The organism is Streptomyces polyasparticus (assembly GCF_014493765.1).
Taxonomy (GTDB): domain Bacteria; phylum Actinomycetota; class Actinomycetes; order Streptomycetales; family Streptomycetaceae; genus Streptomyces; species Streptomyces polyasparticus.
In genome coordinates, this window is sequence record NZ_JACTVJ010000029.1 from 84,948 (window position 1) to 110,498 (window position 25,551).

The following is a 25,551-nucleotide window of genomic DNA, read 5'->3' on the forward strand; positions in this document are numbered from 1 at the left end:
GACGCCCGCGGATCAGGTGGCGGTGGCATAGCACTGACGAGGCCGTACGGCCGGATGGTCAGTGCGCCGGAAGAAGTCGCGGCGGGCCGCGACGGGTCAGCTGATGCCGGGGGATGTGCGAGGAGGGCGGTGGGATGTCCCGGGCGTGGAGGCGGTCCCTGCGGACCTGAGGCAAGGTGACGGCGGGTCGCCGCAGGAGCAGACGCAGCAGCGGTTCGAGCAGCGGGGGCAGATTCGTCCGGGTGAATTCGCGGACGGCACGGGCGAGTTCGCGCTCCCCCTGGTGCAGCCACCAGGCCCCGAGGACGCCGATCACCAAATGCGCGGCAAGCAGCAGGCAAGGGCCGCCGGCCACGGCGGGGCCGTGCACCGCGAGGGCCTGTCCGACTCCGGCGCCTTCGCAGGCACTCAGCGGGACGGCCCCCGCGGAATGGCACATGCTCTGCCCCGCGGTGAACACGAACCCGAGTACGAGCTCAAGCGGTACGAGCACGGCCGCGATCTGCCAGAACGACCGCCTGCGGCGCGCCAGCGGAAGCACCACGGCGAACACGCTCACCACGGCGCCCGCAACGGCCGGCGCGGGCAGCGCCATCCACACCTGCGAGGTGGTCGCCAAAGTGACGCACAGGACGGAGAACACCGCCGCGCGCACCAGGGCCACCCCTCCCATACCGAACATCCCGCCAGCGTAGCCAGCGGCCGCCCGCGCACGGCCGGACGTTCTCCCCTCGCCGGCGGGACCAACGGCCCCTTCTCCGCTCAGGAGTTCACGGGAGTACCCGGATCGACGACACGCAGGCGTGAGACGTCCGCGTCGATCGCCCCGCGTACGTATCCGTTGGGTGCCGCGGCCGTGCGCTGCAGGAAGCCGACCACCTGCTCGGTGATCACCTCGCCGGGCAGCACATTCGGAATACCCGGCGGATACGCGGCCAGCGTGTCGGCGGCGATCATGCCCACCGCCTTCTCCGCCGGGACCGCGCACGACGGACTCAGGAACGCCTGGCGTGCCGTCATCCGCGCCGGGCCCGGGGTCGGCAGCCACAAGCGGGGCAGGTCGCGCTCCGTGCTCGGCGCGGGGTGAGCCGGCAGACAGTGCAGTGCCTCGATGAAGCGGTCGGTGTCGGGGGCCGCGCCCGCGCCGATCACGGCCACGACGGCCGCGTCCGTCGCCACTTCGACCAGCACCTGATGGTCCCTGGCCAGCAGAGTGCGCGCCTCGTGTCCGGAGATACCGCCCGCGCGGGTGTCGACGGCTATACGCAGCGGGTCCGCGGCGACGACATCCCCGAACCTGTCGAAGGTGTCGCTGACGAGCGAGAACCTACCCAGCCTGCGGATGGCGCCGCGCACCCGGTCGGCGGCCGCCACCGATGCGCCGATCGCCTCCTTGTTGCCCACCAGGGCGGCACGCGCCACATCGAGTGACGCCGCCAGCAGGGCACTGGCACTCGTCGACTGCACCATCCGGAACGCCCGGTCGATCAGCGGCTCGAGACGGTCGGCGAACGGGCCGTGCCCCAGGTGCAGCATCGCGGACTGCGTGAGACTGCCGCCCAGCTTGTGCGTGCTGGAGACGACCAGATCCGCACCCTGGGCCAGCGCCCCGGACGGCAGGTCGGGGTGGAATCCGAAATGCGAGCCCCAGGCCTCGTCGACGAACAGCGGAACCCCGGCGGCATGAGCGGTGTCCGCCAGGGCCCGCACATCGGCGACCGCGCCGAAATAGCTGGGCGTCACGACGTACGCAGCCGCCGTGTCCGGCTGCTCGGCCAGCGCCTCGGCCAGGTCGTCCGCGGTGATCCCGTGGGCGATCCCCTGTACGGGATCGACGGACGGCGCCACGAACCGCGCCGCGAGTCCCGAGAGGACGAGCCCGTCTATGACGCTCGAATGCACGCTGCGCTGGACGACGAGCGTCCTGCCGAGGGCCGGTGCGACGAGCGAGGCGATCTGGTTGCCCTGCGAGGCACCGTTCGTCAGAAACCAGGTCCGACGGGCACCCCAGGCCTCCGCCGCGAGCGACTGCGCCTCCTCCAGGGGCGACCCCGTACCGAGGTCGATTCCTTCCAGAAGCGGCGGGAAGTCCAGCCGGAGGGGGGCATCGCCGACGAGGGCGGCCAGGTGCCCGAAGGGGTCGGGGTCGCCCGCGTGTCCGGGGACGTTCAGCCGGAGCCAGCTGCGGCCCGCATGGGCCTTGAGCGCTGTGGCGTAGGGAGTGCGGTGCTGCGCGGCGACGGTGCCGTGACCTGCAGCGATGGGTGCGGGTGAGGCGGGAGGTGCGATGTTCACGCCGGTGAGCGTGGCAGGCGCCCGGCCATCGAGGAATACATCAAATACCTGGGGGGCTCCATAGACTGTCTATATGCTCGAGCTGCGCCAACTGCACGTACTCAAGGCCATCGCCCGCGAGGGTTCACTCGCCGCCGCGGCCCGTGCGCTGCACTACTCCCAGCCCACGATCACGCACCATCTGGCGGCGCTCGAAGCACACTTCGGGCATCGGCTCGTGCAGCGCGGCCCGCGCGGAGCCGAGCTCAACGAACTGGGCAGCAGTCTCCTGCCGCACGCCGAGGCGGTCCTGGAGCGGCTGCGTCTCGCCGAGCAGGAGATCCGCGACCTCGCCGAGCAGGGGACGCATGCCGTGCACATCGGCACGTTCCCGACTGCCGGCGCCCTGCTGCTGCCGCCGGCGGTGAAGGCACTGCTCCAGGCCGGCGTACGGGTAACGCTCAGCGAAGGCGAACTGCCCATGCTGCTCAAGGGGTTGAGGGCGCGGCAGCTGCACGCGGCGCTCGTCTTCTCCGAGCCCGGTGAGCATCTGGATCTCGACGAGGAGTTCGAGCTGCACGCTCTGCTGCGCGACCCGCTCCAACTCGTGCTGCCGAGAAACCACCGGTTCGCCGACCGGGACCACGTACCGCTGGAGGAGCTCGAAAACGACGACTGGATCGGGGCCGCCGACCCGGGCGACCCCTGCGACCGCGCCCTGTCGCGGGCCTGCGCCAAGCACTCCTTCCAGCCCGTGTACACGCTGCGCACCGACGACTACGCCGTCGTGCAGGGCTTCGTGGCCGCCGGTGCGGGGATCGCCCTCGTGCCGCGGCTCGCCCTGAGCACACCGCACCGCGGTGTCGTCCTCCGTCAGCTCGCCGATCTGCCGCTCGCCCGCGAGGTCAGCGTCGCCGCGCTGCGCACCTCCGCCGCCGGCAGCATCCCCACGCTGGTGGAGCATCTGCGCACCCAGGCACACACGATCCAGCGGCGCTGGAGCGACTGACCGGGCTGGGGACGTGCTAGGCGCCGACGGTCGCACCCGATCCGCGCACCGACGCATCAGTACGCGGACCGGGCAACAGCCCCTACGGGCCTAGCCGATGACCTCGGTCACGGTCCCCGCCCCGACCGTGCGCCCGCCCTCGCGGATCGCGAAGCCGAGGCCGGACTCCAGTGGGACGTCACGGCCCAGTTCGACCGTCATCGTGACGGTGTCCCCGGGACGCGCGACCGCCGCCTCACCGAGGTCGACGTCGCCGACCACGTCCGCGGTACGGATGTAGAACTGCGGCCGGTACCCGGTCGTGAGCGGGGTCGTACGGCCGCCCTCGCGACCCGACAGGACGTACACCTGCGCGGTGAACCGCCGCGCGGGCTGCACGCTGCCGGGCGCCGCGACCACATGACCGCGGCGGACCGCGTCGCGCGGGACACCGCGGAGCAGCAGGGCGACGTTGTCACCGGCCTGCGCCTCGTCCATCGGCTTCCCGAAGGTCTCCAGACCCGTCACGACCGACTCGACCTCCGCACCGAGCACTTGCACACGGTCACCCATGCGCACGGTGCCGCGCTCGATGGCACCCGTGACGACCGTGCCGCGACCCGTGATGGTCAGGACGTTCTCCACGGGCAGCAGGAACGGTGCGTCGACGTACCGCTCCGGCATCGGGACGTAGGTGTCCACCGCGTCGAGCAGCGCCTCGATCGAGGCGGTCCAACGCGGGTCGCCGTCAAGGGCCTTGAGGCCGGACACCGGGACGACCGGGACCGAGTCCCCGTCGTAGCCGTGCTGCGAGAGCAGGTCGCGGACCTCCAGCTCGACGAGCTCGATCAGCTCCGCGTCGCCCGTGTCGGCCTTGTTGAGGGCGACCACGATGTGGTCGACCCCGACCTGGCGGGCGAGCAGGACGTGCTCGGCGGTCTGCGGCATGATGCCGTCGGCCGCGGAGACGACGAGGATCGCCCCGTCGAGCTGGGCGGCGCCGGTGACCATGTTCTTGATGTAGTCGGCGTGGCCGGGCATGTCGACATGCGCGTAGTGCCGGGTGTCGGTCTCGTACTCGACGTGCGCGATGTTGATGGTGATGCCGCGGGCGGCCTCCTCCGGAGCCTTGTCGATCCGGTCGAAGGGCACGAACGTGCCGCTGCCGCGCTCGGCGAGCACCTTCGTGATCGCGGCGGTGAGGGTGGTCTTGCCGTGGTCGACGTGGCCCATGGTGCCGATGTTGAGGTGCGGCTTGGTGCGCACGTATGCCGTCTTGGACATTGCTTGTCCTTCTGGGTTCCCTGTCAGTGCAGGGCAGTTGATGGTCCTCCGCACCGGTTGCCGGCCGGTTTGCCGCGAAGGGCGGCGGAAGACGGGGACCCCTCGGATCACACCGACCCTCCCCCTGCGGGGTCCGCCGGAATGTCCGGGGAGAGTCAGCTTCGGACGCCGTCGAAGGCGTCGACGAACAGATCGGCTGCGAGAGCGGCCGCGAGATCAGCCGCGAGTGCGGCCGCGAAGAAAGGCGCGAGGGAATCCTCGGCAACGGCCTGGCAACCGGCAGCCCGAGCAGCGCCCGCGACTGCGGGCGTAGCTGCGAGGAAGGTCTGCCGGAACATGCTGTGATCCTCTACTGTCGGCGTACCCACGTCCAACGAATTACCGTCAGCAGCTATTCCGGGGAGTGGCATGCCGAACCGTTGGGTCGGAGTGACCGTCGACTGTCTGGACGTGGAGCGCGTCGCGGCGTTCTGGAGCGTCCTGCTCGACCGGCCGAAAGGCCCGTCGATGCCGGGCTGGATCTATCTCGGCCATGTGGACGACCCGCAGCCGCGGCTGGTGTTCCAGCCGGTGACCGAGCCGCAGCAGGGCAAGGTGCGGCTGCATTTGGACGTTCTGGTGGACGACATCGACGCGGGCGTCGCCCAAGTCCTCGCCCTCGGCGGCACGTTCACCGGGGAGCGGCATGACTACGAGGAGGGTGTGGTGCTGGTCATGGCCGATCCCGAGGGGCATGAGTTCTGCCTGTCGCAGTTCTACTGACCGTACTGAGGCCTATGGACGCCCGACGTTCTTGAGCGCCTCGCGCACCGACAGCGGCGACAGGCGCTGCTCATGGGCGGCCACGAAGTCCCGTACGGCCTGCGCGTCCGTCTTCGCGTACTCCCGAAGGCACCAGCCGATCGCCTTGCGGATGAAGAAGTCCGGATGCCCGCTCTGCCGCAGGCAGTAGCCGAAGAGGCGGTCGGGGTCGGTCGCGTCCTTGTAGCGCAGCTGGTGCAGCAGCGCCGTGCGCGCGACCCAGAGGTCGTCGTCCTCGATCCACGCGTCCATGTCGCGCTCGAGCCGCGGATCCGCGGCCACAAGGCCGCCGACGACATGTACGGCCAGTGCGTCGACCGTGTCCCACCACGGAAGTGTGGTGACCAGATGCCGGGCGACCGGAAGGAAGGCGGACGAGAGGCGCTTGCCGTGGCGCCGCAGATAGTCGACGGCGAAGTAGTGGTACTCGCGCTCCGGCAGCCGCCAGGCGCGCAGCGCGACGGCTGTGCAGTCCGCCTCGTCCGGCCGCGGCAGCCCTTCGAGCACGATCTTGGACAGCGCCTTGCGCTCGGGGGACGCGATCCCGAGAAAGGGAGCGACCCCTTTCATGTACGCGGCCATCTGCTCGGCACGCGCCGCGTCCGCACCCTTCCCGTACGTGGGGACCAGGCGTTCCAGTACGAGATCGGCCAGCGCACTGGCCGGAACCGACGGTGAAGCGGACGCGGCGCCGTCCGCGGCATGCCGAGCACTCATGAGACGCACCCCACGAAGCGAGGAAACAGCGAGGAATCGAGGTCAGAGACGAAGCAGTGGGCGGAGACGGACGCGCAGACTCAGGCCGTGCCGTACGGAAACACAGCAGTACTGAGACAGAGGTGAGACGCAGACTACGGCGATCAGTGAGGTTTGTCGGTTAGTCTCCCCGGATGTCGGACACCGTCACACGAGCTGCTACGAGCGCCACGCTCGCGCGGCCTGCCCCCGGCGACCGGGCGTTTGCCGTGCGCTGCGGCAGGGCGCTGCTCTCGCCGTGGTCACGGCTCGGGCTGCTCGTCCTGCTGCTCGCCGCCGCGGGCGCCGGCGTCCTCGTCTTCGAACCCCAGCGGCTGCTCGCCGAGGGCTGGCCGCCCCAGGTCGGCGGCGCCGCGGCCGTGGTGCTGTTCTCGGTCGCGTACGGCGTGTGCACGGCGGCCTTCGTCCCCCGGCCGCTCCTGAACCTCGCCGCCGGTGCGCTCTTCGGCGCGCAGGCCGGGCTCGTGGGAGCGATCGCCGGCACGGTCCTGGGGGCGGGCATCGCCTTCGGGCTCGGCCGCATCCTCGGCCAGGACGCGTTGCGCCCCCTGCTGCGCGGCCGGATCGTCCAGGCCGTCGACGGGCAGCTCAGCCGGCACGGCTTCCGCTCGATGCTCGCCGCGCGCCTCTTCCCGGGGATCCCCTTCTGGGCGGCGAACTACTGCGCGGCGGTCTCGCGTATGCGCGTGACTCCGTTCCTTCTGGCGACCGCGCTCGGCTCGATTCCCAATACGGCCGCGTATGTCATCGCCGGCAGCCAGGCCTCGGCGCCCACCTCGCCCGCGTTCCTGATCGCGATGGGGTTCATCGCCGTGACGGGGCTGGGCGGGGCGATAGTCGCCTGGCGCAAGCGCCACCGTCTGCGCGGGCACTGAGCCCGGGCACGGTCAGCGGCCTATCCGTCCAGGCCTGGGCACGGTCAGCTGCCTCTCCGTCCAAGCCCGGGGACGGTCAGCTGCCTCTCCGTCCGGCGTGAGCGCCGGGGCGCGCACGGAGCGCCCACCCGATGACGCTAGGCTGCACGGGGCAACCGCATGATCACCCGAGAACCCTCACCCCGATACCCGGGGATCGACGGCTGCCCAGGACCACAGCCCCCGCAGCGCCTGGCCCGCAAGTTTGCCGGTCGGCTCGAGACCAGTACTTGGACGGCTTAGTACATGTCTTGGTTCGAATCCCTGATCCTCGGACTCGTCCAGGGACTCACGGAGTTCCTCCCGATCTCCTCCAGCGCACATCTGCGCCTGACGGCCGCGTTCGCCGGCTGGCACGACCCGGGTGCGGCGTTCACGGCGATCACGCAGATCGGCACCGAGACCGCCGTCCTGATCTACTTCCGCAAGGACATCGCCCGCATTCTCTCGGCGTGGTTCCGCTCGCTGACGAACAAGGCGCTGCGCAGTGACCACGACGCCCAGATGGGCTGGCTCGTGATCGTCGGCTCGATCCCGATCGGGGTACTCGGCGTCACGCTCAAGGACCAGATCGAGGGACCGTTCCGCGATCTGCGTCTGATCGCCACCACCCTGATCGTGATGGGCATCGTGCTCGGCATCGCCGACCGCCTCGCGGCCCGCGACGAAACCGGCGGCCGGCACCGCGCGGTCAGGGAGCGCAAGACGCTCAAGGACCTGAGCGTGAAGGACGGCCTCATCTACGGCTTCTGCCAGGCGATGGCCCTGATCCCCGGCGTCTCCCGCTCGGGCGCCACCATCAGCGGCGGCCTCCTCATGGGCTACACCCGTGAGGCAGCGGCCCGCTACTCCTTCCTCCTCGCGATCCCCGCGGTCCTGGCCTCCGGCCTCTTCGAGCTGAAGGACGCCGGCGAGGGCGGCCACGTCTCGTGGGGCCCGACGATCTTCGCGACGATCATCGCTTTCGTGGTGGGTTATGCCGTCATCGCCTGGTTCATGAAGTTCATCTCGACCAAGTCCTTCATGCCCTTCGTCTACTACCGTGTCGTGCTCGGCATCGTGCTGTTCGTCCTGGTGGGGATGGGCGTCCTGAGCCCGCATGCGGGTGAGTCGGCGGGCTGAGCCAGACGGTTCGAAGCCCCGGCCCCGAGCGACCACACGCGGAAGCGGCCCCCACCATGGGGGCCGCTTCCGCGTTCTTGAGGATCGCGCCACGAGCCCTGGATGATGGGCGTCGTCGAGGGGGGCGAGCGTGGGTCGTTGGGGTGTGGTTGCGCAGGTTCACCAAGGTGAGTCGTATCGGACGGAGTTCGTCTGTCGTGGGCGGGAGACGAAGCGGCAGGCGGTGGAGGAGCTGCGGGCCCTCGTGCACACGTATCTGCCGAGCAAGAACATCATCGAGCAGTGGCGGCACGTGTACCGCTTCGCCGGCCAGGAGACGTATCTGGTGGTGGTCAAAGGCGTGATGAGCAAGTGGGAGTGCACGCTGAGCGTCGTGGAGCTCGTGGCGGATTCGGCCGATCCGGCGGTCGCCGAAAGTGCGCTGCGGGAGGAGGACGCCCTGCCGGGGGTCGACGACGGTCCGCAGGACCGGGTCCCGCCCGGCTACTGACACGCGCCCGCCGCGCCCGCACCACGTCCAGCGCAGGACCCCCGCCCGCATCACGTCAGCGCAGGACCCCGGCCCACACCACCTCAGCGCAGGACCCCCGCCGCCGATGCCGCCCGCAGCCAGTCCGGGAACTCCCCCATCAGGCGGTCGTACAGGACCCCGTCCGGGATCAGCTTCGGGTCCTTGCCCGCCGGGAAGAAGCCCGCGTTGTCGACGAGGCGCTTCTTCGGTACGGCCAGGTCGTCGAGCTTGCGCAGGAAGCCGAACTCGTCGTCCCCGTAGCCGATGAACTGCCAGAAGATCGGCAGCTCGGCCGCCTTGCACAGGGTCTTCTCAGCCGCGCGGCGCGAGTCCGGGGAGCCGTCGGTCTGGAAGAGCACGAACGCGGGTGCCTCGACACCGCTGTCGAGGTAGTGGCCGATGACGGCTTCCATGGCGGCGGCGTAATTGGTGGTGCCCATGTGCCCGAGCGCGTCGTGGAGTTCGGTGATGCGGCCCTGGTAGTGGTCGAGGCTGATGTCGACGGCGGCGTGGGCGTCCGTGTCGAAGAAGACGGTGGGCACGATGCCGTCGTCGTCGAGGTTCGCGGAGAGACCGAGGGCCTGCTCGGCGAGGTGCTGCATGCTGCCGTCCTTGTAGTACCTGCGCATGCTTCCCGAGCGGTCCAGTACGAGGTAGACGGCGGCCCGCCGGCCCGTGAGTCCCTGCTTCTCCAGGGATACGGCGGCCGTCTTGACCAGGCTGACGAGGCCGGCCGGGACCTTCTCGAAGTCGATCGGCATGCGGATGCGCTCCTTACGTGTCGGTGAGAGGGATGACCGCCGGGGCGGCCGGACGGTTGCACCGGCGGGGCAACCGTCCACGGCGGCTCGGCGACTTCTGCGGAATCCGGGGCAATCCCGCCGGACAGCCGCTCCGAACTTCCAGGGCCGACACCCGTCGGCAGTTCAACAGTTCGGCAGTTATCCGGCAGTGAGGAGCCACCATGCAGCACAGCGCCACCACACCCCGCCGCAGGCGGATCAAGCGGCTCGCCGTCGCGGCCGCGGCAGTCGCCGCGTTCGCCGGCGGCGGGTTGGCCGCAGCCGGTCCGGCCTCGGCCGACACCTTCTGCGGTGAGACCGGCGACGGCGGATTCGGGTGTGTGATCGACCAGGGCGACGGCACGTTCAAGATGGTCAACAGCAACGGGGACATCGTCTACAACTGGTGATTCTCCAGCCGAGTCGAGGCCTCCCTGCGTCTGGCGGACGTCAGGCGCAGGGAGGCCTCACCCGCCGTCCGCCGCATCCAACTCGCGCACCAGCGCCACTGCCTCGTCGAGTGCGTCGATCTCCTGGCGCGTCAGGTTCGGATCGGCCGCCCTGCGCATCCGAGCCTGCTCCATGCAGCCCAAGTCGCCGACATCCAGGCCGATCGCGCGGTCACGGTGCTCAAGCAGGGCCGCGAGCCCCGCCCGCGCCCCTGCGGACTCCGCGCCGGGCACGACGGCCACCTGCGCCAGAATCAGCGCGGACATCGCCCAGTCCAGCCCGGGCGGCCCCTCCTGTACGTTGCCCCAGTCGATCACCACCGGGCCACCGGCGGTCAGCATCACATTGTCCGGGTGCAGGTCGAGGTGGAGCACCCGGTCCGCCGGGTCCGGCGAGAGCCGGGCCGGGATCTCGTGCAGCCGGCGCAGCAGACCGGCCAGCATCACCCCGCCCTCGTACGCGCTGAGCGCACCCTGCCCCAGGGCCCCGCTCATCGACGGACCCGACAGCCGCTCCATCACCAGATCGGTGTGCCGCAGCGACCCGGCCTCTCCCGCATCCGCGCCTGCGGCCCGGATCCTCGGCACCGGATACCCGCGCTCGGCGAGATACGCCATGAACGCGCCCTCACGGGAGGCATCTCCCTCTCCCCGGTAGCGGCGCAGCACCCACCGGTCGTCAAGCGCGAACACATCGGCCGAGCGGCCGGAGCCCAGCAACTCCCCCGTATCCATGGACTGCACCCTACCGATCACCGATCCACCGGTGACCGGTGATCACTCCGGCCGCGTATCCTCCGGCGTCAGCAAGGTCTCGTAGTGCGCAGAGCGTGCGTCGAAGCGGGCCAGGACCGCCTGCGCCTCCGCCGGTACGTGGGCGACCTCGTAGTCCTCGCCGACGAACTGCCGTACGGCATCGAGGGAATCGAAGAACATCACCGTGGAGAACTCCACCTCGCCCTCGGCCAGGGGCCGTCTGAGCAGGTAGGCGCCGTGGTAGCCGGACAGCTTGCGTGCGGCGATCGCGGGCAGGACCTGGGTGCTGACGACGGACTCGTACGCGTCGGCGTTCTCGGGTGTGGTCCACCCCCGCCAGATTCGAACGATCATCCGCCCAGGCTACCGGCGAGGTCCGACAACTCCCCCGCATTCATCGCAACTTGCTCTCCGACACGGCCCTCCGGCAGCCCTTGCCATCGAGTGCACTCCAACTCCTAGACTCACGCCTCCAGTCACCTCGCCTCGCCTGACACCACGCCTCCAGTCACCTCGCCTCGCCTGACACCACCCACCACCCCGACGGAGCCCCACCATGCGCTACCGCGTGCTCGGCAAGACCGGTATCGAGGTCAGTACGCACTGCCTCGGCACGATGATGTTCGGTGCCGTCGGGAACGCCGACCACGAGGACGGCGCGCGGATCATCCACGCCGCCCTCGACGCCGGGATCAACTTCGTGGACACCGCGGACATGTACTCGGCCGGCGAGTGCGAGGAGATCGTGGGGAAGGCGCTCAAGGGGCGGCGTGACGACGTGGTGCTCGCGACGAAGGTGCACTTCCCGCTCGGGGAAGGGCGCAACAGGAGCGGGAACTCCCGGCGTTGGATCGTCAGGGCCGTCGAGGACAGTCTGCGGCGGCTGGACACCGACTGGATCGACCTCTATCAGGTGCACCGGCCGGATCACACCACGGACGTCGAGGAGACGCTGTCCGTGCTCACCGACCTGGTGCGGGCGGGAAAGATCCGGACCTTCGGGTGCTCCACCTTCCCGGCCGAGGACCTCGTCGAGGCGCACCATGTCGCCGAGCGGCGCGGCCTGATGCGGCTGCGCACCGAGCAGCCGCCGTACTCGCTGCTCGCCCGCGGTGTGGAGCGGGCCGTGCTGCCCACGGCGCAGCGCCTCGGCATGGGAGTGCTCACCTGGTCGCCGCTCGCGTCCGGTTTCCTGTCGGGTGCGCAGCGTGCGGGCCGGCCCGTGGACCTCACCACCGGGCGCGCCAAGCTGACTCCCCACCGCTTCGATCCCGGGATCCCGGGCAACGCCGCCAAGTTCGCGGCCGTCGAGCAACTCGTCGCGCTCGCCGACGACATCGGCTGCACACTGCCCGAACTCGCCGTCGCGTTCCCCCTCGTCCACCCCGCGGTCACGTCGGTGATCATCGGTCCGCGCACCATGGACCAGCTCACCTCACTGCTCAAGGGCGCGGAACTGCTGCTCGACGACGACGCGCTCGACCGTATCGACGAGATCGTGGCCCCCGGCACCGACCTCTACCGGGCCGACGGCGTCTGGCAGCCCCCGGCGCTGACCGACTCCCGTCTGCGCCGCCGCCCGGCCGCCGAACGGCCGGCCGCGGGCTGAACCCGGCCCGCGCACGGACCACTTGATCCCTGCACGCCTCTTGGCTACGGCACCCCCGCCCCCGAGACTGACCCGATGACGCAGCGCGTGGATCTCTCGAATCTGATGGACCGCCTGGCCATCGACTCACTGATCACCGATTACGCCAACATCGTCGACGACGGCGCATGGGCCGCGTATCCCGGGATCTTCACCCAGGACGGGCGGGCCGACTACACCTCCTCCGGCGGCGAGGAGGGCACGGCGCGGGAGATGGCCGCGTGGCTGGAGCAGACGCTCCAGCTGTTCGCGATGCGGCAGCATCTGATCGTCAACCGGAAGATCCGGTTCGAGGTCCTCGACGGCAACACCGGCGACACGGCCACGGCGCAGGCCGACATGTACAACCCGATGCGGATGGGCGACGACGGCGGTCCGCCGGACCTCGAGTGCGGGGCGCGCTACTCCTTCACCTTCCGGCGTACGTATGCGGGTTGGCGTATCTCGAAGCTCGTCGTGCACGAGAAGTGGCGCCGGATGAAGCCGCCCACGCGCGCGGACCTCGACTGACGCCCCGGCTGCAGACCGGCGTCACGTCTGCCACAGAAAGGCGGCCTCGCCACAGGGCTCGCAGTGGAAGACGTAACCGCGGCCGCCTCCGCCGAAGTTGGCGGCGGTCTCGTAGTCGGCGCCCTCTTCGAGTTCGGCCGTGAACGTCATACGGCCGGCGCAGGACGGGCAGTCAGGGGTCTCGTCGCCCTGGATCCACTCGGGTTCGCCGCCGAGCCGCCCCAGAACGCGTTCCTCGGTGGGCGCGTCGGCCGGGTGGGTGCGCAGCGCCGTGACCGCGCCGAGCAGCGTCTCGCCCTCGGACGGAACGGCGGCCGCGGTGAGTTCGCCCCGGAACAGGAAGGCGCGGTTGGCGCCGCCGGTGGCATCCCACTCGTCGCACATACCGGGGTCGTTCTGGCAGAAGAAGACCGAGACCGTCCCGAAGGCGAGCGGCAGATGGGCGAGGAACTGCTGCGCCCCTTCGCACTCGCGGCACAGCGGCCAGACGAATCCGTCCGCGACGAGGGGAACACCGCCCGTGCGCAGGTCAGGGGCGTCGGCTGCGGCTTCACCGCCGTTGATCAGGAGCATGACCACAGACTAGGTGCACCCCTGGGTACCCGAGCCAGGGGGCTCGTACCCCGCCCGCTCTCCACGCACTCTGTCCGAGATCGTCCGCAAAGCGCACACTGGAACTCCGGGGGCGAGGGAGGCGCGGTATGGGCGGCTCGGAGGGTGTGCGGGAGTCCTGGGCGCGGAGGTTGCGCTCCCCTTGGTGGCGCGGCCTTGCCGCCGTGGCGGCCGGGGCGCTGCCCGCGCCGGCCTTCCCCGAGCCGAACTGGTGGTGGTTCGCCTATGTCGCGCTCGTGCCGTGGCTGCTGCTGGTGCGTTCCGCGCCGAGCGCCCGGCGGGCCGGTCTGGACGGCTGGCTGGGCGGGACCGGCTTCATGCTCGCGATGCATCACTGGCTCGCCCCGAATCTGCATGTGTTCACGGTCGTCATCGCCGCGCTGCTCGGGCTGCTCTGGCTTCCCTGGGGTCTGCTCGTACGGCATCTGCTCGGCGGCGCGCCGTCCCGCACGAGGGCTGCCGCCGCGCTGGCCGTCGTGCCCTCGGCCTGGCTGATCGCCGAACTCGTCCGTTCCTGGGAGGGGTTGGGCGGCCCGTGGGGCCTGCTCGGGTCCAGCCAGTGGCAGCTGGAGCCCGCCCTGCGGCTCGCATCCGTGGGCGGGGTGTGGCTGGTCACGCTGGTGATCGTCGCCGTGAACACGGGCGTGGCACTGCTGCTCGTCCATCCTCCCGCGCGGCTCCCCGCGGTCGGCGGCATCGTGGTCGCGGCCCTCGTCACGACCGCCGTCTGGGCCTGGGCTCCGCGTCCCGAAGAGGCCGGCCGTGTACGGGTGGCCCTCGTCCAGCCCGGCACCGGCAACGGGGTGGGCCTGAGCGGCAACCGTTTCGACCGCGAGGAGGCCCTGACGCGCACCCTCGTCGGCCGCGACGTGGATCTGGTCGTCTGGGGCGAGAGCAGCGTCGGCTTCGATCTCGCCACGCGTACGGACCTCGCCGACCGCCTCGCCCGCCTCTCGCGCGAGGTGGGCGCGGAGATCCTCGTGAACGTGGACGCGCGGCGTTCCGACAAGCCCGGGATCTTCAAGTCCTCGGTCCTGGTCGGCCCGGAGGGTCCGACCGGGGCGCGCTACGACAAGATGCGGCTCGTCCCCTTCGGCGAGTACGTGCCCGCACGGTCGCTGCTCGGCTGGGCGACCTCGGTCGGCGAGGCCGCCGGCGAGGACCGCAGGCGGGGCACGGCGCACGTGGTGATGCCGATCGGCGAGGGCTGGACGGTGGGCCCGCTGGTCTGCTTCGAGTCCGCGTTCCCCGACATGAGCCGCCAACTGACGCGCCGCGGCGCCCAGTTGTTGCTCGCCCAGTCGGCCACGTCCTCCTTCCAGGACAGCTGGGCGCCCGAGCAGCACGCCTCGCTCGCGGCGATGCGTGCCGCCGAGAACGGCCGCCCGATGGTGCACGCCACGCTGACCGGCGTCTCCGCGGTGTACGCCGCCGACGGGTCCCGTATCGGCGAGGCACTCGGCACCGAGGAACGCGTCACCGGCGTGTACGACATCCCGCTGACCTCGGGCACGACCCCGTTCGTCCGCTTCGGGGACTGGGCGGTGTACGCCGCCCTCGGCGTCCTCGCCGTACTGCTCGCCTTCGAGGGCGTACGGGCGTTCAGGCAGCCTGCTCCGCCGCGCTCCGCACGATCCGCTCGCACAGCTCATGCGTCGCCAGTGCGTCCCGTGCGCTGAGCAGCTTGCCCGCCCGCACCGCGTCGACGAACGCGAGGACGACCTGCTCGATACCGCGCTGGCGGGCCACCGGCACCCAGTCGCCGCGGCGCCGCACGCTCGGCTGGCCCTTGTGGTCGACGATCTCGGCGAGGTTGCGCACCTCGCGCTTGGTGTCCTGGCCGGAGACCTCGAGGATCTCCTCGGCCGAACCGCTGAGCCGGTTCATGATGCCGAGCGCCGTGAAGCCGTCGCCGGCGAGCTGCAGCACGACATGGTGCATCAGGCCGTCCTGGACGCGGGCGCGCACCGTGACGTCGTCGATCTGCCCGGGCGCCAGGAAGCGCAGGGTGTCGACCACGTGGATGAAGTCGTCGAGCACCATGGTGCGGATGTCCTCGGGCAGCCCGACCCGGTTCTTCTGCAGCACGATCAGCTCGCGCGGGTGCTCGGCGCACTGCGCGTAACCGGGTGCATGGCGCCGGTTGAAGCCGACCGCGAGCGAGACACCGCGCTCCTCGGCGAGCTCCACGAGCCGCTCGGAGTCGGCCAGTTCGTAGGCGAGCGGCTTGTCGACATACGTGGCGACGCCGGCCTCGATGAGCCGCGTCACGATCTCGGGATGCACGGCGGTCGGCGCGTGCACGAACGCGGCGTCCAGGCCGACGGCGAGCAGCGAGTCGAGATCGGCGTGCAGGTGCTCGGCGGGGACGCGGTGGGTGGCGCCGACCCGCGCGAGGGTCTCAGGGCTGCGCGTCTGCAGGTGCAGCTCGGTGTCGGGCAGGGTGGTCAGGACCGGCAGGTAGGCCTTCTGTGCGATGTCGCCCAGACCGATGCAACCGACCTTCACGATGAATCTCCCTGCCTCTGCGCCAGGCTCTCCGGCGGCCTTTTCGCAGCATACGTGGCCTGCGGCGGCCGCCAGTCCGCGATGGACTCGAAGCTCTTGAGCATCAGGTTAGGGCCGAGCCGCGAGACCGTAGCGATCAGCGCGTTGCGCGCCAGGACGAGCGGGCCGCTGCCGACCATTTCGAGGCGTGCGGTCCTCGCGGCCTGGCGCGCGATCCCCATGGTGCGCGGCAGCCGCTCCCGGGTGTACGCGGCGAGGTCGAGGCGCGGGTCCCGCGCGTCGCCCGCGTGGTGGGCGAGGACGACGGCGTCCTCGATGGCCTGGTTGCCGCCCTGCCCGAGCATCGGCACCATCGCGTGTGCGGCATCGCCCACCAGGGCGACCCGGCCGCGGTGGTACGCGGGCAGCGCGGTAGCCATGTGGTGCACGTCATGGCGCAGCACCTGTGCGGCGTCCGCGGCGGCGAGGATCGCCGGGACCGGGTGGTGCCAGCCTGCGAACAGCCGGTGCAGGGCGGCCAGTTCACCCTCGGGAGCCCGCTCGCCCTCGGGCGCGCGGGCGGCGGCATAGGCGTAGGTGCGCCCGCCCTTGAGTGGCTGGGTGCCCCAGATCCGGCCCCTGCCCCAGGTCTCGTGCGGCGCGAACGGCTCCCGCGGAGTCGGCACCACCACGCGCCAGGTGGTGTAACCCGAGTACACGGGCCCGGGATGGTCCGGGAAGAGCACACCCCGCACTCCGGACCGCACTCCGTCGGCGCCGACCACCAGCTCGGCCTCGTACGCGCCGTCGTCGGTGCGGACGACGGCCGGCCGGTCCGGCCCTCCGGCATCGGTGAGCCGGGCCGCGCTCGCGGTGCGCAGCACGCCGTCGGGCAGGGCGGAGACCAGGACGTCGACGAGATCGGCCCGGTGCACGGCGACCAGCGCACCGCCGAACCTGTCGGCCACCTCGGCCACATCCGTCCGCGCCAGCCAGCGCCCGCTCGGCGAGCGCATCCCGCCCTCGCCCTGCCAGGCGCCGAGGTCACGGACGCGGTCGCCGAGGCCGATGACGTCGAGGGCGCGCTGCGCGTTCGGCGAGAGTCCGATACCCGCGCCCACCGGTTCGAGGGACCCGGCGCGTTCGAGGACCGTGACGGTCCAGCCGCGCTGGTGCAGGGCGATGGCGGCGGTCAGGCCGCCGATACCGCCGCCGATGACAAGGGCACGGGGCATGGGAACTCCTCCGGTCGGCCGGGGTGCATGGACAGGTCCGCCCACCCCGGCACTACACCTGTAGTCCTTCTGCGATCGACCGTACTACACATGTAGTGAGTGCCGGTAGGGTGGCCGTCATGGCAGCTCGCAGCACCGGCGCCCCGCGCGCCGAACTCATCGCCGACACCGCACTCGCCCTGCTCGCCGAACGCGGGATGCGCGGCCTGACGCACCGCGCCGTGGACGAGGCGGCCGGACTGCCGCAGGGCTCGACGTCGAACCACGCGCGCACCCGCCTGGCTCTGCTCGAAACGGCCGTACGACGGCAGGCGGAGCGCGAGGCCCAGGTGCTCACGCCCGAGGAGATGCCCGTACCGGGGACGGATTCGATCGCGGCCGGACTCGCCCTCGCGCTGCACCGCTACCTGACGCAGCAGCCCCAACTCGTGATCTCCCGTTACGAACTGGCGCTCGAAGCCACGCGCCGCCCCGAGCTGCGCACCTTCTACGACGAGGCGGGCCGGCGCTTCCGTGAACCGGTCACGGCACTGCTGCGGGCGGCGGGCTCGGCCGACCCCGAGCGCCACACGCTCTCGCTCGTGGCCTGGTGCGAGGGCGTGATGTTCTCGTGCGCCGCGGGCTCGTTCCATGCGGCGGCGCCCACGCACGAGGAACTCACGCGGGGCATCGACGAGTTGCTGAGCGGCATGCTCGCCCGGCACTGAGCTCCGTCACCCGTGTGGGGCAACCTGCACCGGTCGGCTCCCCAAACCGCGCCGGAACCCGCAGAGTTGCGCGAGTGCATCGAACGACCCGAGCCGCGCTGCTCCTCTCCCTCACGGTCACGGCCGTCTCCGGCTGTGTCGCCGTGAAGTCTCCCGCCGCACCGCCCACCACTCCGTCGGGGCCGGCCGCGGCGCCCTCGGCCAAGGGCCATGCGGAGCCGCAGATCGTGCAAGCCCCGGCGCACGAGGCGCTGGAGCGCGTGCGCGCCGAGGAGCAGGAGCGCGCCCCACAGGCGCCCGGGGTGGTCCGTACGCCTGCCGCCGAGCCCGCTCCCGTACGGGAAGCGGCGCCCGATGCCGTACGGGAATCGGGCGCCGCACCGCACGCGGACACCGCACCGGCCCTGCCGCGCGCACAGCCGCCGGGGGCACTGCCCTCGACGGCCGTGTGCACGCTCGGCGAGCAGTACGGCGGCTGGCCGGCGGACAGCCCACAGGCTCTGATCTGCCGGGGCGCCTACGGGGGTTGAGCCCGGCGGTCATGGCCGTCGGCCGGCGCAGCTGCCGCGTGAGGAACTGCTGAGGCAGATGCCGCTTGAGGGACCGCTGGCGCAGCTGGCGCGCGAGGGACCACTAACGCAGATGCCGCGCGAGGGACCACTAACGCAGATGCCGCGCGAAGAAGCTCGCCCCGTCCTCCCCCGCGTGCGCGGGCACGCCGGTGTGGCCACCCATATTGGCGTGCAGGGATTTCTCCTTCGAGCCGAAGGCGTCGAACAGGTCGAGGGCCGCCTGCCGGTCGTTGCCCTCGTCGTCCCACTGCAGCAGGACGTGCAGCGGAATGGCGATCCGGCGGGCCTCGTCGAACGTGGCCCGCGGCACGAAGCTGCCCGCGAAGAATCCGGCGGCCGCGATGCGCGGCTCGACCACCGTGAGCCGGACACCGAGAGCGATCACTCCGCCGGAATAGCCGACCGGGCCGCTGACCTCGGGGAGCTCGAGGAGCGCGTCCAGGGCGGCCTGCCACTCCGGGACCGCCCGGTCGACCAGCGGGAGGATCAGCGCGTCGATGATCTCCTCGCTGACGCGCTCGCCGGCCTCCAGTGCCCGGCGCAGCCCGGCGCGGGCCTCCTCGGTGCCGGGCGGACTCGGCCGCTCCCCGCCTCCGGGGAGCTCGATGGTGGCCGCGGCGAATCCGTCCGCGGCAGCGCTGCGGGCTCGCGCCACCAGCCGGGGGTACATCCGGCCGAGCCCCAGCGGAGGGTGCCCGAGCAGGATCAGCGGGGCCGGTGCGGAGGCGGTCGCGGACGCAGGGGTCCACAGGAACCCGGGGATGTCGCCGAGGGTGAAGGCGCGCTCGAGCACGCCGTCGTCGAGACGCTGTTCAGAAGTGAAGTGCACGGTCGTGCCTTTCGGGAGGGCTCATGTCGGCGCTCCCGGACGACCTATCGCCCGACCGTGACTCCGCAGGAGAGCACCCATGTCGATACTGCGTTCACGGGTACCACCTCCTCGTTCTCTCGCACGGCCTCCGGGACGGTACCAGCGCCCGCCTCGGTCCGCCAAAGTGTTTTCGCCCCCGCCCCCGCCCCCGCGACCAGGACAGGACAGGCGCCCTAGAGTCCGAGCTTCTCCCCCAGGCGCTGCACCGCCGCCCGGATCCCGTCCCCGTACGAGTCGTCGCCGAGTGCGCCCAGGGAGTTCTGCGCCGAGAGCAGGTGGCCGCGGGCCTCGTCGTCGCGGCCGAGCTTGTGGTAGTCCGCGGCCAGGTTGAGGTGGAGCGAGGGGTAGAAGCCGCGGACGGCCAGGCCCGCATGGTGGTTGTCCACCCGCTCGTCCGTGAGGCTGTCCGCGGCCGTCAGGGCCCGCAGATCCCAGGCCAGCTCGTCGGCCGGATCGTCCTGGGTGTCCGCCATGTAGTGCGCGATGGTGCAGCGGTGCAGCGCGTCGCCGTCCTCGCCGACCTCGGCCCACAGTTCGAGCAGACGCTTGCGGGCCTCCTCGCGGTCACCGCCGTGGTGCAGCATGACGGCCTGTCCGGCGCGGGCCATGACCGGGTCGGCCGTCGTTTGCTCCTCGTGGTCGGCCACGTGGTCCTCCGTACTCGTATGACGATCAACTGCCGATGACGCTATCCGCCGTCACCGACAATCCACGTCTCACGAGTGCGCGGCTCGCCGGAAGCTTCGCGGGCGGCGGTCCCGACGGCCCGCCGCCCGGTATCGCGGACACCCGCTGCGGGCCGACCCCGCAGGACCTCAGCCCAGGTTCGGGATCGTCCAGTCGACCGCCTCGTGCCCCTGGGTCGCGATCGCCTCGTTGATCTGCGTGAACGGCTGCGATCCGAAGAACTTCTTCGCCGACAGCGGCGAGGGGTGCGCGCCCTTCACGACGATGTGGCGGGACTCGTCGATCAAGGGGAGCTTCTTCTGCGCATAGTTGCCCCACAGCACGAAGACCGCCGGGTCGGGGCGCGAGGCCACGGCGCGGATCACCGCGTCCGTGAACTTCTCCCAGCCCTTGCCCTTGTGCGAGTTCGCCTCACCTGCGCGCACCGTCAGCACCGCATTGAGCAGCAGCACGCCCTGCTCGGCCCACGGCATCAGATAGCCGTTGTCCGGGATCGGGGTGCCGAGCTCGGCCTGCATCTCCTTGTAGATGTTGCGCAGCGAGGGCGGGGTCTTCACCCCGGGGCGGACCGAGAAGCACAGCCCGTGCCCCTGGCCCTCGCCGTGGTACGGGTCCTGACCGAGGATCAGGACCTTGACCTTGTCGTACGGCGTCGCGTCGAGCGCCGCGAAGACCTCGTCGCGCGGCGGGTACACCGGCCCCTTCGCCCGCTCGTCCTCGACGAACTCGACAAGCTCCTTGAAGTAGGGCTTGTCGAGCTCCTCACCGAGCACGCCCTGCCAGGATTCGGGAATCATGGCGGTGTAGGCCTGGTCCGTCACGTCAACAACCTCCGGTGTGCGGTCACTTGCGTATGACCCAGAAACCTACCGGCGACCACTGACAACGCCCACGCCGCCCACCCCTTGCCCGAGCCGCTACCAGCTGGTCTTGCGCTCCAGCTGCCACATCATCATGATCGTCGAGGGGTCGAGCGCCTGCTCGCCACCCGCGATCTCCTCGCTGGCCGCGATGTACTGCTTGCCCTGCCACAGCGGCAGCAGACGCGCGTCGTCGACGAGGATGTCCTGCGCGCGTTCGAACGCGTCGTCCACCGCGCCGCGGTCGCTCTCCTGCCGCGACTGGGGCAGCAGCTTGTCCGTGATCTCCGGGGAGGGATACGGCGTACCGAGCGCGTTCTCCTTGCCGACGAACGGCGCGATGAAGTTGTCCGGGTCCGGGAAGTCCGGGAACCAGCCACGCCCGAAGACGGGGTACTCGCCCTTGCGGTAGCCCGCCTCGTACGTCGTCCACGGCCTGCTCTTGAGGGTCACGTCGAACAGGCCCGACTTCTCCAGCTGCCGCTGGATCTCCTCGAACTCGGGCTTGGTGCCCGATCCGTACCGGTCGGTCGTGTACCAGAGCGTGAGCGGCACGGGCTCGACGATGCCCGCCTCGGTGAGCAGGGCCTTCGCCTTGGCCGTGTTCGGCTTGCCGAACGAGTTGAAGAAGCCGGCGGTGTGGCCCGTGACGCCCTTCGGCACCATCGAGTACAGGGGCTCGACCGTGCCCTTGTACACGTCATGACTGATCTTGGACCGGTCGATCATCTGGGCGACGGCCTTGCGCACGGCGGGATTGCGGGTCCAGCGGTCCTTCTCGGTGAAGACCAGGTAGCGGATCTCCATGCCCGCGCCCTCGACCAGCTGCAGTCCCTTCGCCGCCTGCTGCTTGTCGAGGTCGACGATGTCGCTGGGGGCGAGTCCGCGGTAGGTGACGTCGATCTGCTTGGCCTTCAGGGCGCGCACCATCGCCGTGGAATCCTGGAAGTACTTGATGGTGACGGCGCTGTTCTTGCGGGCCGCCGAGCCCTCGTAGTGCGGGTTCTCGGCCAGCACGGCCTCCAGCGGCCTCCCCTTGGCGTCGACCTTGTACGACTGGACCAGATACGGGCCCGAGCCCGTGATGGTCCGTGCGACGCGCTTCTTGTCGGCCGGGTAGTCGTCCGGGTCGACGATCGACATGGCGGGGGTGGCGAGCACGAACGGGAACGTGGCGTCGGTCTTGTTGAGGTGGAAGATCACCTCTTTGTCGCCGCGGGTCTCCACCCGGTCGAGGCTGCCGAGCAGCGGCGCGGGACCGCCCTGCGCACCGACCTTGCGGACGCGCTCGATGGAGTGCTTCACGGCCTCGGCGTCCATCGGGTCGCCGTCGGAGAACTTCATGCCGTCGCGCAGTTCGCAGCGGTACGTCTTGTTCTGGCGGTCCGTGAACCGGCAGTTGTCCGCGGCGTCCGGTTCGGGCGCCGCGCTGCCGCTCGGGAAGCTGACAAGGGTCTGATAGACGTTCCGGAACAGCTCCCATGAGCCGTCCCAGGCGGCTGCCGGGTCGAGAGTGCTCGGCGCACTCGTCGTACCGACGACGATCGCCTTCTCTTCCTCGGACTCCCCGGAAGACATCAGTCCGCACCCTGCCACCAGGGATATGGATGCCATGGCCGCGGCCATACGCAGACTTGAGGCCCGGTTGAACACGTGCACGCTCCTCGCTCGGACATGCCAGAGTCGGGCGACCATATCGCAGTGCCCCGCCGTTCCAACCCGCGGGAACGGCAGGGCACTTGAGCGGGATTCCGCTTATCCGCGTACGTCACTTACGCGGCGTCGCGCCGGGTTCGTCAGCCGACGCCCGCATTGAGGAAGATTCCGCCGTCGACCACGAGTGTCTGACCGGTTACCCAATCGGACTGGTCGGAGGTCAGGAACGCGGCCGCGCCGCCGATGTCCGAGGGCACGCCGAGCCGGCCCAGCGGGTACGCCGCCGCGGCCTCCTCCTCGCGGCCCTCGTACAGGGCCTCGGCGAACTTGGTCTTGATCACCGCGGGCGCGATCGCGTTGACCCGCACCTTGGGCGAGAACTCGTGCGCGAGCTGCACCGTCAGGTTGATCATGGCGGCCTTGCTCATGCCGTACGCGCCGATGAACGGCGAGGGCGCGACGCCCGCGACGGAGGCGATGTTGACGATGGCGCCGCCGTGCTCGGACTGCCAGGCCTTCCAGGTCCGCTGCGCGAAGCCGAGCGCCGAGATCACATTCGTCTCGTAGACCTTGCGCGCGACATTGAGGTCGAGATCGGCCATCGGGCCGAACACCGGGTTCGTACCGGCGTTGTTGACCAGGAAGTCGACCCGGCCGTACGCCTCCATGATCCGCTCGACGGCAACGGCCTGGTGGGCCTCGTCGTGCGCCTTGCCCGCGACGTACATCGCACGGTCGGCGCCGAGCTTGTCGACGGCTTCCTTGAGGGCGTCCTCGTTGCGGCCCGTGATGCACACACGGTCGCCGCGGGCGATGAGGGCCTCGGCCACGCCGTAGCCGATACCCCGGCTGCCGCCCGTGACGAGCGCGGTCTTTCCGCTGTCCTGCACTGTCATGTCCCTTGTCCTAAGCGCGAGTAGATGAGGGGCAGGTGCTAGTCGAGCGGTCCGCCGGCCACGTACAGGACCTGTCCGGAGACGAATCCTGCCGCTTCGCCGGTGAAGAAGGCGATGGTGTTGGCGATGTCGTCGGGGTTGCCGACGCGCTGCACCGGGATCATCGTGGCGGCCGCGTTCTGGAAGTCCTCGAAGCCCATGCCCACGCGCTCGGCGGTGGACTTGGTCATCTCGGTGACGATGAAGCCGGGGGCCACGGCGTTGGCGGTGATGCCGAACTTGCCGAGCTCCTTGGCGAGCGTCTTGGTGAAGCCCTGCAGACCGGCCTTGGCGGCCGAGTAGTTGGCCTGGCCGCGGTTGCCGAGCGCGGAGGAGCTCGACAGGTTGACGATACGGCCGAAGCCGGCGTCGACCATGTGCTTCTGGCAGGCCTTGGACATCAGGAACGCACCGCGCAGGTGGACGTTCATGACGGTGTCCCAGTCGAGCGCGCTCATCTTGAAGAGCAGGTTGTCGCGCAGGACGCCGGCGTTGTTGACCAGGATCGTGGGCGCGCCCAGCTCGTCGGCGATCCGCGCGATGGCGGCCTCGACCTGTGCCTCGTCGGCCACGTCGCAGCCGACCGCGATGGCCTTGCCGCCGGCCGCGGTGATGGCCTCGACCGTGTCCTTGCAGGCCGCCTCGTCGAGGTCGATCACGGCCACAGCGCGGCCCTCGGCCGCCAGGCGTACGGCGGTCGCCGCGCCAATGCCTCGTGCGGCGCCGGTGACTACGGCGACGCGCTGCTCGGTGCTGGACATGCTGGTTCTCCTCGCCCTCGGGGGTGCGGCTCCTGCGATGCGCTGCCGGTTGGAGCAGTCGGGTGAGCGACCGCTTAGTACCTTCAGCAGACGTGACGCTAGAAGCCCTGGCACCCGGTGTCAACGGCCCACCGGTGCCAGGGCTTCACATCACATCCTCGCCGCGCGCCGTTCAGCGCACCAGAACGTCGAGCAACCGCTCCACCTCGGCCCCCGGATCCGCGGTCAGACCGGTGTGCACGGGGCCCGGCTGCACCACCGCCGAGCGCGGTGCGATCAGCCACCGGAAGCGCTGTCCCGGGTTGTCGCCGGCGGCCTGGCCCGTGCCGTCGCAGACGCCCTCGACCGCCCGCAGCGCGGCCCGCACACCCTCGACATCGGCCTCGGGGTCGAGGGCGAGCAGCTTGCGCTCGTCGAGATGGGTGCGCGCCGCCACGAAGGACCTGGCCCGGCAGTAGACGACGACTCCGGCATTGATCAGTTCCCCGCGCTCGACGCGGGGCACCACGCGCACCAGCGCGTACTCGAAGACGTCCCGCTGCTCGTCCACCACGTCTGCGTTCATCGCCCCTGCCTCCACCCGGTCGACTTCGACGGCTCGGTCCCCGCGCCCAGCGTGATGCGCTGATCGAGCCCCTGTACGCGGGTGAGCAGCGTGGCCGCGTACGCGCGGCGCACCTCGTCGGGGCCGGCGAAGCCCGGTTCGCCGGCCAGCCACTCGTCCGGCACCTCGCCGGCGCACTCCAGGAGCAGCTCCTCGGTGACCCGGGGCGCGAGCTCGGCGGCCGCGGCCGCCACGTCCGGGCCGAAGGGGGCGAGCGCATGGTCCGTGGCGTCGTACGGCTTGGCGGCCGAGGCCTCGGCCCCGCGCCAGTTGTGGTGCCAGATCATCGAGGCGCCGTGGTCGATGAGGCACAGCTCGCCGCCGTGGACCAGCATGTTCGGGTTGCGCCAGGAGCGGTCGACGTTGTTGATCAGCGCGTCGAACCACACCACGCGTCCGGCCTCCTCGGCCGACACCTCGTACGCGAGGGGGTCGAAGCCGATGGCGCGCGAGAGGAAGTCCATGGCGAGGTTGAGGCCGCCGCTCGACTTCAGCAGGCCCTGCACCTCGGGGTCCGGCTCCCCCAGGCCGATCACCGGATCGAGCCGGATCTGCGCGAGCCCCGGGACCCGCAGGCCGAGCCGGCGCGCGAGGAGACCGCAGATCACCTCGGCGACGAGCGTCTTGCGGCCCTGGCCGGCTCCGCTGAACTTCAGGACGTACAGACGGAGATCGTCGGCCTCGACGAGCCCGGGGAGCGAACCGCCCTCCCGCAAGGGGGTGACATAGCGGGTCACGGTGACTTCAGGCAGCATTTGCCCAGGCTATA

Annotated in this window: 30 protein-coding genes; 11 read left to right on the forward strand and 19 right to left on the reverse strand. The window is 70.7% G+C overall.

What is annotated here, in order from left to right; translation table 11 throughout:
- Positions 1–58 precede the first annotated feature (58 nt).
- Positions 59–682, reverse strand: coding sequence for a hypothetical protein (locus tag H9Y04_RS40300; protein ID WP_187819210.1), 624 nt, complete (start codon positions 680–682; stop codon positions 59–61).
- An 80-nt stretch (positions 683–762) separates the two neighbouring features.
- Complete coding sequence (locus H9Y04_RS48015; RefSeq protein WP_308801857.1) at positions 763–2,295, reverse strand: aminotransferase class I/II-fold pyridoxal phosphate-dependent enzyme; 1,533 nt, start codon at positions 2,293–2,295, stop codon at positions 763–765.
- 73 nt (positions 2,296–2,368) lie between these two features.
- Here H9Y04_RS48015 and H9Y04_RS40310 point away from each other — a divergent pair, with 73 nt between their 5' ends.
- Positions 2,369–3,283 carry a LysR family transcriptional regulator gene (locus H9Y04_RS40310; protein WP_187819211.1) on the forward strand — a complete coding sequence of 305 codons (915 nt, stop codon included), beginning with the start codon at positions 2,369–2,371 and terminating at the stop codon, positions 3,281–3,283.
- Between the two features lie 90 nt (positions 3,284–3,373).
- On the opposite strand, the gene tuf is transcribed toward H9Y04_RS40310, so the two are convergent.
- Positions 3,374–4,546 carry an elongation factor Tu gene (gene tuf, locus H9Y04_RS40315; protein ID WP_187819212.1) on the reverse strand — a complete coding sequence of 391 codons (1,173 nt, stop codon included), beginning with the start codon at positions 4,544–4,546 and terminating at the stop codon, positions 3,374–3,376.
- 155 nt (positions 4,547–4,701) lie between these two features.
- Positions 4,702–4,884, reverse strand: coding sequence for a hypothetical protein (locus H9Y04_RS40320; RefSeq protein ID WP_187819213.1), 183 nt, complete (start codon positions 4,882–4,884; stop codon positions 4,702–4,704).
- A 70-nt stretch (positions 4,885–4,954) separates the two neighbouring features.
- On the opposite strand from H9Y04_RS40320, the gene H9Y04_RS40325 reads away from it, so the two are divergent.
- Positions 4,955–5,308, forward strand: a complete 354-nt coding sequence (locus H9Y04_RS40325) for a VOC family protein (protein WP_187819214.1) — start codon at positions 4,955–4,957, stop codon at positions 5,306–5,308.
- A 12-nt stretch (positions 5,309–5,320) separates the two neighbouring features.
- Here the strand turns inward: H9Y04_RS40325 and H9Y04_RS40330 are convergent, their stop codons facing one another.
- A complete protein-coding gene (locus H9Y04_RS40330; RefSeq protein WP_187819215.1) occupies positions 5,321–6,064 on the reverse strand; it encodes a DNA alkylation repair protein in 744 nt (247 codons plus the stop codon).
- Positions 6,065–6,237: 173 nt separating this feature from the next.
- On the opposite strand from H9Y04_RS40330, the gene H9Y04_RS40335 reads away from it, so the two are divergent.
- The 3 genes from H9Y04_RS40335 to H9Y04_RS40345 all read left to right on the forward strand — a co-directional run bounded on the left by H9Y04_RS40335 (position 6,238) and on the right by H9Y04_RS40345 (position 8,629).
- On the forward strand, positions 6,238–6,978 hold the full coding sequence (locus H9Y04_RS40335; protein WP_187819216.1) for a TVP38/TMEM64 family protein: 741 nt from the start codon (positions 6,238–6,240) through the stop codon (positions 6,976–6,978).
- Between the two features lie 285 nt (positions 6,979–7,263).
- On the forward strand, positions 7,264–8,139 hold the full coding sequence (locus tag H9Y04_RS40340; protein ID WP_187819217.1) for an undecaprenyl-diphosphate phosphatase: 876 nt from the start codon (positions 7,264–7,266) through the stop codon (positions 8,137–8,139).
- A gap of 223 nt (positions 8,140–8,362) precedes the next feature.
- The gene (locus tag H9Y04_RS40345) at positions 8,363–8,629 is read left to right on the forward strand and encodes a hypothetical protein (RefSeq protein WP_187819218.1); all 267 of its coding nucleotides are present in this window, start codon (positions 8,363–8,365) and stop codon (positions 8,627–8,629) included.
- Positions 8,630–8,712: 83 nt separating this feature from the next.
- Here H9Y04_RS40345 and H9Y04_RS40350 read toward each other — a convergent pair whose 3' ends face one another.
- Positions 8,713–9,411, reverse strand: coding sequence for a VWA domain-containing protein (locus tag H9Y04_RS40350; protein WP_187819219.1), 699 nt, complete (start codon positions 9,409–9,411; stop codon positions 8,713–8,715).
- 203 nt (positions 9,412–9,614) lie between these two features.
- On the opposite strand from H9Y04_RS40350, the gene H9Y04_RS40355 reads away from it, so the two are divergent.
- A complete protein-coding gene (locus tag H9Y04_RS40355) occupies positions 9,615–9,842 on the forward strand; it encodes a hypothetical protein (protein ID WP_187819220.1) in 228 nt (75 codons plus the stop codon).
- Positions 9,843–9,899: 57 nt separating this feature from the next.
- Here H9Y04_RS40355 and H9Y04_RS40360 read toward each other — a convergent pair whose 3' ends face one another.
- A complete protein-coding gene (locus H9Y04_RS40360) occupies positions 9,900–10,616 on the reverse strand; it encodes an aminoglycoside phosphotransferase family protein (RefSeq protein ID WP_187819221.1) in 717 nt (238 codons plus the stop codon).
- A 42-nt stretch (positions 10,617–10,658) separates the two neighbouring features.
- A complete protein-coding gene (locus H9Y04_RS40365) occupies positions 10,659–10,991 on the reverse strand; it encodes an antibiotic biosynthesis monooxygenase (protein WP_187819222.1) in 333 nt (110 codons plus the stop codon).
- Between the two features lie 202 nt (positions 10,992–11,193).
- On the opposite strand from H9Y04_RS40365, the gene H9Y04_RS40370 reads away from it, so the two are divergent.
- Together H9Y04_RS40370 and H9Y04_RS40375 are read left to right on the forward strand one after the other, a co-directional pair.
- Positions 11,194–12,246 (forward strand): aldo/keto reductase, encoded by a 1,053-nt coding sequence (locus tag H9Y04_RS40370; protein ID WP_187819223.1) that lies wholly within the window; start codon positions 11,194–11,196, stop codon positions 12,244–12,246.
- A 75-nt stretch (positions 12,247–12,321) separates the two neighbouring features.
- Positions 12,322–12,795 (forward strand): nuclear transport factor 2 family protein, encoded by a 474-nt coding sequence (locus tag H9Y04_RS40375; protein ID WP_187819224.1) that lies wholly within the window; start codon positions 12,322–12,324, stop codon positions 12,793–12,795.
- A gap of 21 nt (positions 12,796–12,816) precedes the next feature.
- Here the strand turns inward: H9Y04_RS40375 and H9Y04_RS40380 are convergent, their stop codons facing one another.
- Positions 12,817–13,368: a hypothetical protein gene (locus tag H9Y04_RS40380; protein WP_187819225.1), complete on the reverse strand. Its 552-nt coding sequence runs from the start codon at positions 13,366–13,368 to the stop codon at positions 12,817–12,819.
- Positions 13,369–13,496: 128 nt separating this feature from the next.
- Here H9Y04_RS40380 and lnt point away from each other — a divergent pair, with 128 nt between their 5' ends.
- Entirely contained in the window at positions 13,497–15,086 is a 1,590-nt protein-coding gene (gene lnt, locus H9Y04_RS40385) for an apolipoprotein N-acyltransferase (protein ID WP_187819226.1), read from the forward strand.
- Here the strand turns inward: lnt and H9Y04_RS40390 are convergent.
- Complete coding sequence (locus H9Y04_RS40390; RefSeq protein WP_187819227.1) at positions 15,010–15,915, reverse strand: Gfo/Idh/MocA family protein; 906 nt, start codon at positions 15,913–15,915, stop codon at positions 15,010–15,012. The two genes, lnt and H9Y04_RS40390, sit on opposite strands and share 77 nt — an antisense overlap.
- A complete protein-coding gene (locus tag H9Y04_RS40395) occupies positions 15,912–17,129 on the reverse strand; it encodes an FAD-dependent monooxygenase (RefSeq protein WP_187819228.1) in 1,218 nt (405 codons plus the stop codon). The genes H9Y04_RS40390 and H9Y04_RS40395 overlap by 4 nt, the downstream gene beginning before the upstream one ends.
- A 119-nt stretch (positions 17,130–17,248) precedes the next feature.
- Here H9Y04_RS40395 and H9Y04_RS40400 point away from each other — a divergent pair, with 119 nt between their 5' ends.
- A complete protein-coding gene (locus tag H9Y04_RS40400) occupies positions 17,249–17,836 on the forward strand; it encodes a TetR/AcrR family transcriptional regulator (protein ID WP_187819229.1) in 588 nt (195 codons plus the stop codon).
- Positions 17,837–17,910: 74 nt separating this feature from the next.
- On the forward strand, positions 17,911–18,366 hold the full coding sequence (locus tag H9Y04_RS40405; RefSeq protein ID WP_214662132.1) for a hypothetical protein: 456 nt from the start codon (positions 17,911–17,913) through the stop codon (positions 18,364–18,366).
- 130 nt (positions 18,367–18,496) lie between these two features.
- Here the strand turns inward: H9Y04_RS40405 and H9Y04_RS40410 are convergent, their stop codons facing one another.
- The 8 genes from H9Y04_RS40410 to H9Y04_RS40445 all read right to left on the reverse strand — a co-directional run bounded on the left by H9Y04_RS40410 (position 18,497) and on the right by H9Y04_RS40445 (position 25,537).
- Positions 18,497–19,237, reverse strand: coding sequence for a dienelactone hydrolase family protein (locus H9Y04_RS40410; RefSeq protein ID WP_187819231.1), 741 nt, complete (start codon positions 19,235–19,237; stop codon positions 18,497–18,499).
- Between the two features lie 215 nt (positions 19,238–19,452).
- Positions 19,453–19,926 carry a hypothetical protein gene (locus tag H9Y04_RS40415; RefSeq protein ID WP_187819232.1) on the reverse strand — a complete coding sequence of 158 codons (474 nt, stop codon included), beginning with the start codon at positions 19,924–19,926 and terminating at the stop codon, positions 19,453–19,455.
- Between the two features lie 168 nt (positions 19,927–20,094).
- Positions 20,095–20,763 (reverse strand): uracil-DNA glycosylase, encoded by a 669-nt coding sequence (locus tag H9Y04_RS40420; protein ID WP_214662149.1) that lies wholly within the window; start codon positions 20,761–20,763, stop codon positions 20,095–20,097.
- A gap of 120 nt (positions 20,764–20,883) precedes the next feature.
- Entirely contained in the window at positions 20,884–22,521 is a 1,638-nt protein-coding gene (locus H9Y04_RS40425) for an ABC transporter substrate-binding protein (RefSeq protein WP_187819234.1), read from the reverse strand.
- A 101-nt stretch (positions 22,522–22,622) separates the two neighbouring features.
- Positions 22,623–23,378 carry an SDR family oxidoreductase gene (locus H9Y04_RS40430; protein WP_187819235.1) on the reverse strand — a complete coding sequence of 252 codons (756 nt, stop codon included), beginning with the start codon at positions 23,376–23,378 and terminating at the stop codon, positions 22,623–22,625.
- 38 nt (positions 23,379–23,416) lie between these two features.
- Positions 23,417–24,178, reverse strand: a complete 762-nt coding sequence (fabG, locus tag H9Y04_RS40435; protein WP_187819236.1) for a 3-oxoacyl-ACP reductase FabG — start codon at positions 24,176–24,178, stop codon at positions 23,417–23,419.
- Between the two features lie 172 nt (positions 24,179–24,350).
- The gene (locus tag H9Y04_RS40440) at positions 24,351–24,743 is read right to left on the reverse strand and encodes a DUF3037 domain-containing protein (RefSeq protein WP_187819237.1); all 393 of its coding nucleotides are present in this window, start codon (positions 24,741–24,743) and stop codon (positions 24,351–24,353) included.
- Positions 24,740–25,537: a HipA family kinase gene (locus H9Y04_RS40445; RefSeq protein WP_187819238.1), complete on the reverse strand. Its 798-nt coding sequence runs from the start codon at positions 25,535–25,537 to the stop codon at positions 24,740–24,742. The genes H9Y04_RS40440 and H9Y04_RS40445 overlap by 4 nt, the downstream gene beginning before the upstream one ends.
- Between the last annotated feature and the right edge of the window lie 14 nt (positions 25,538–25,551).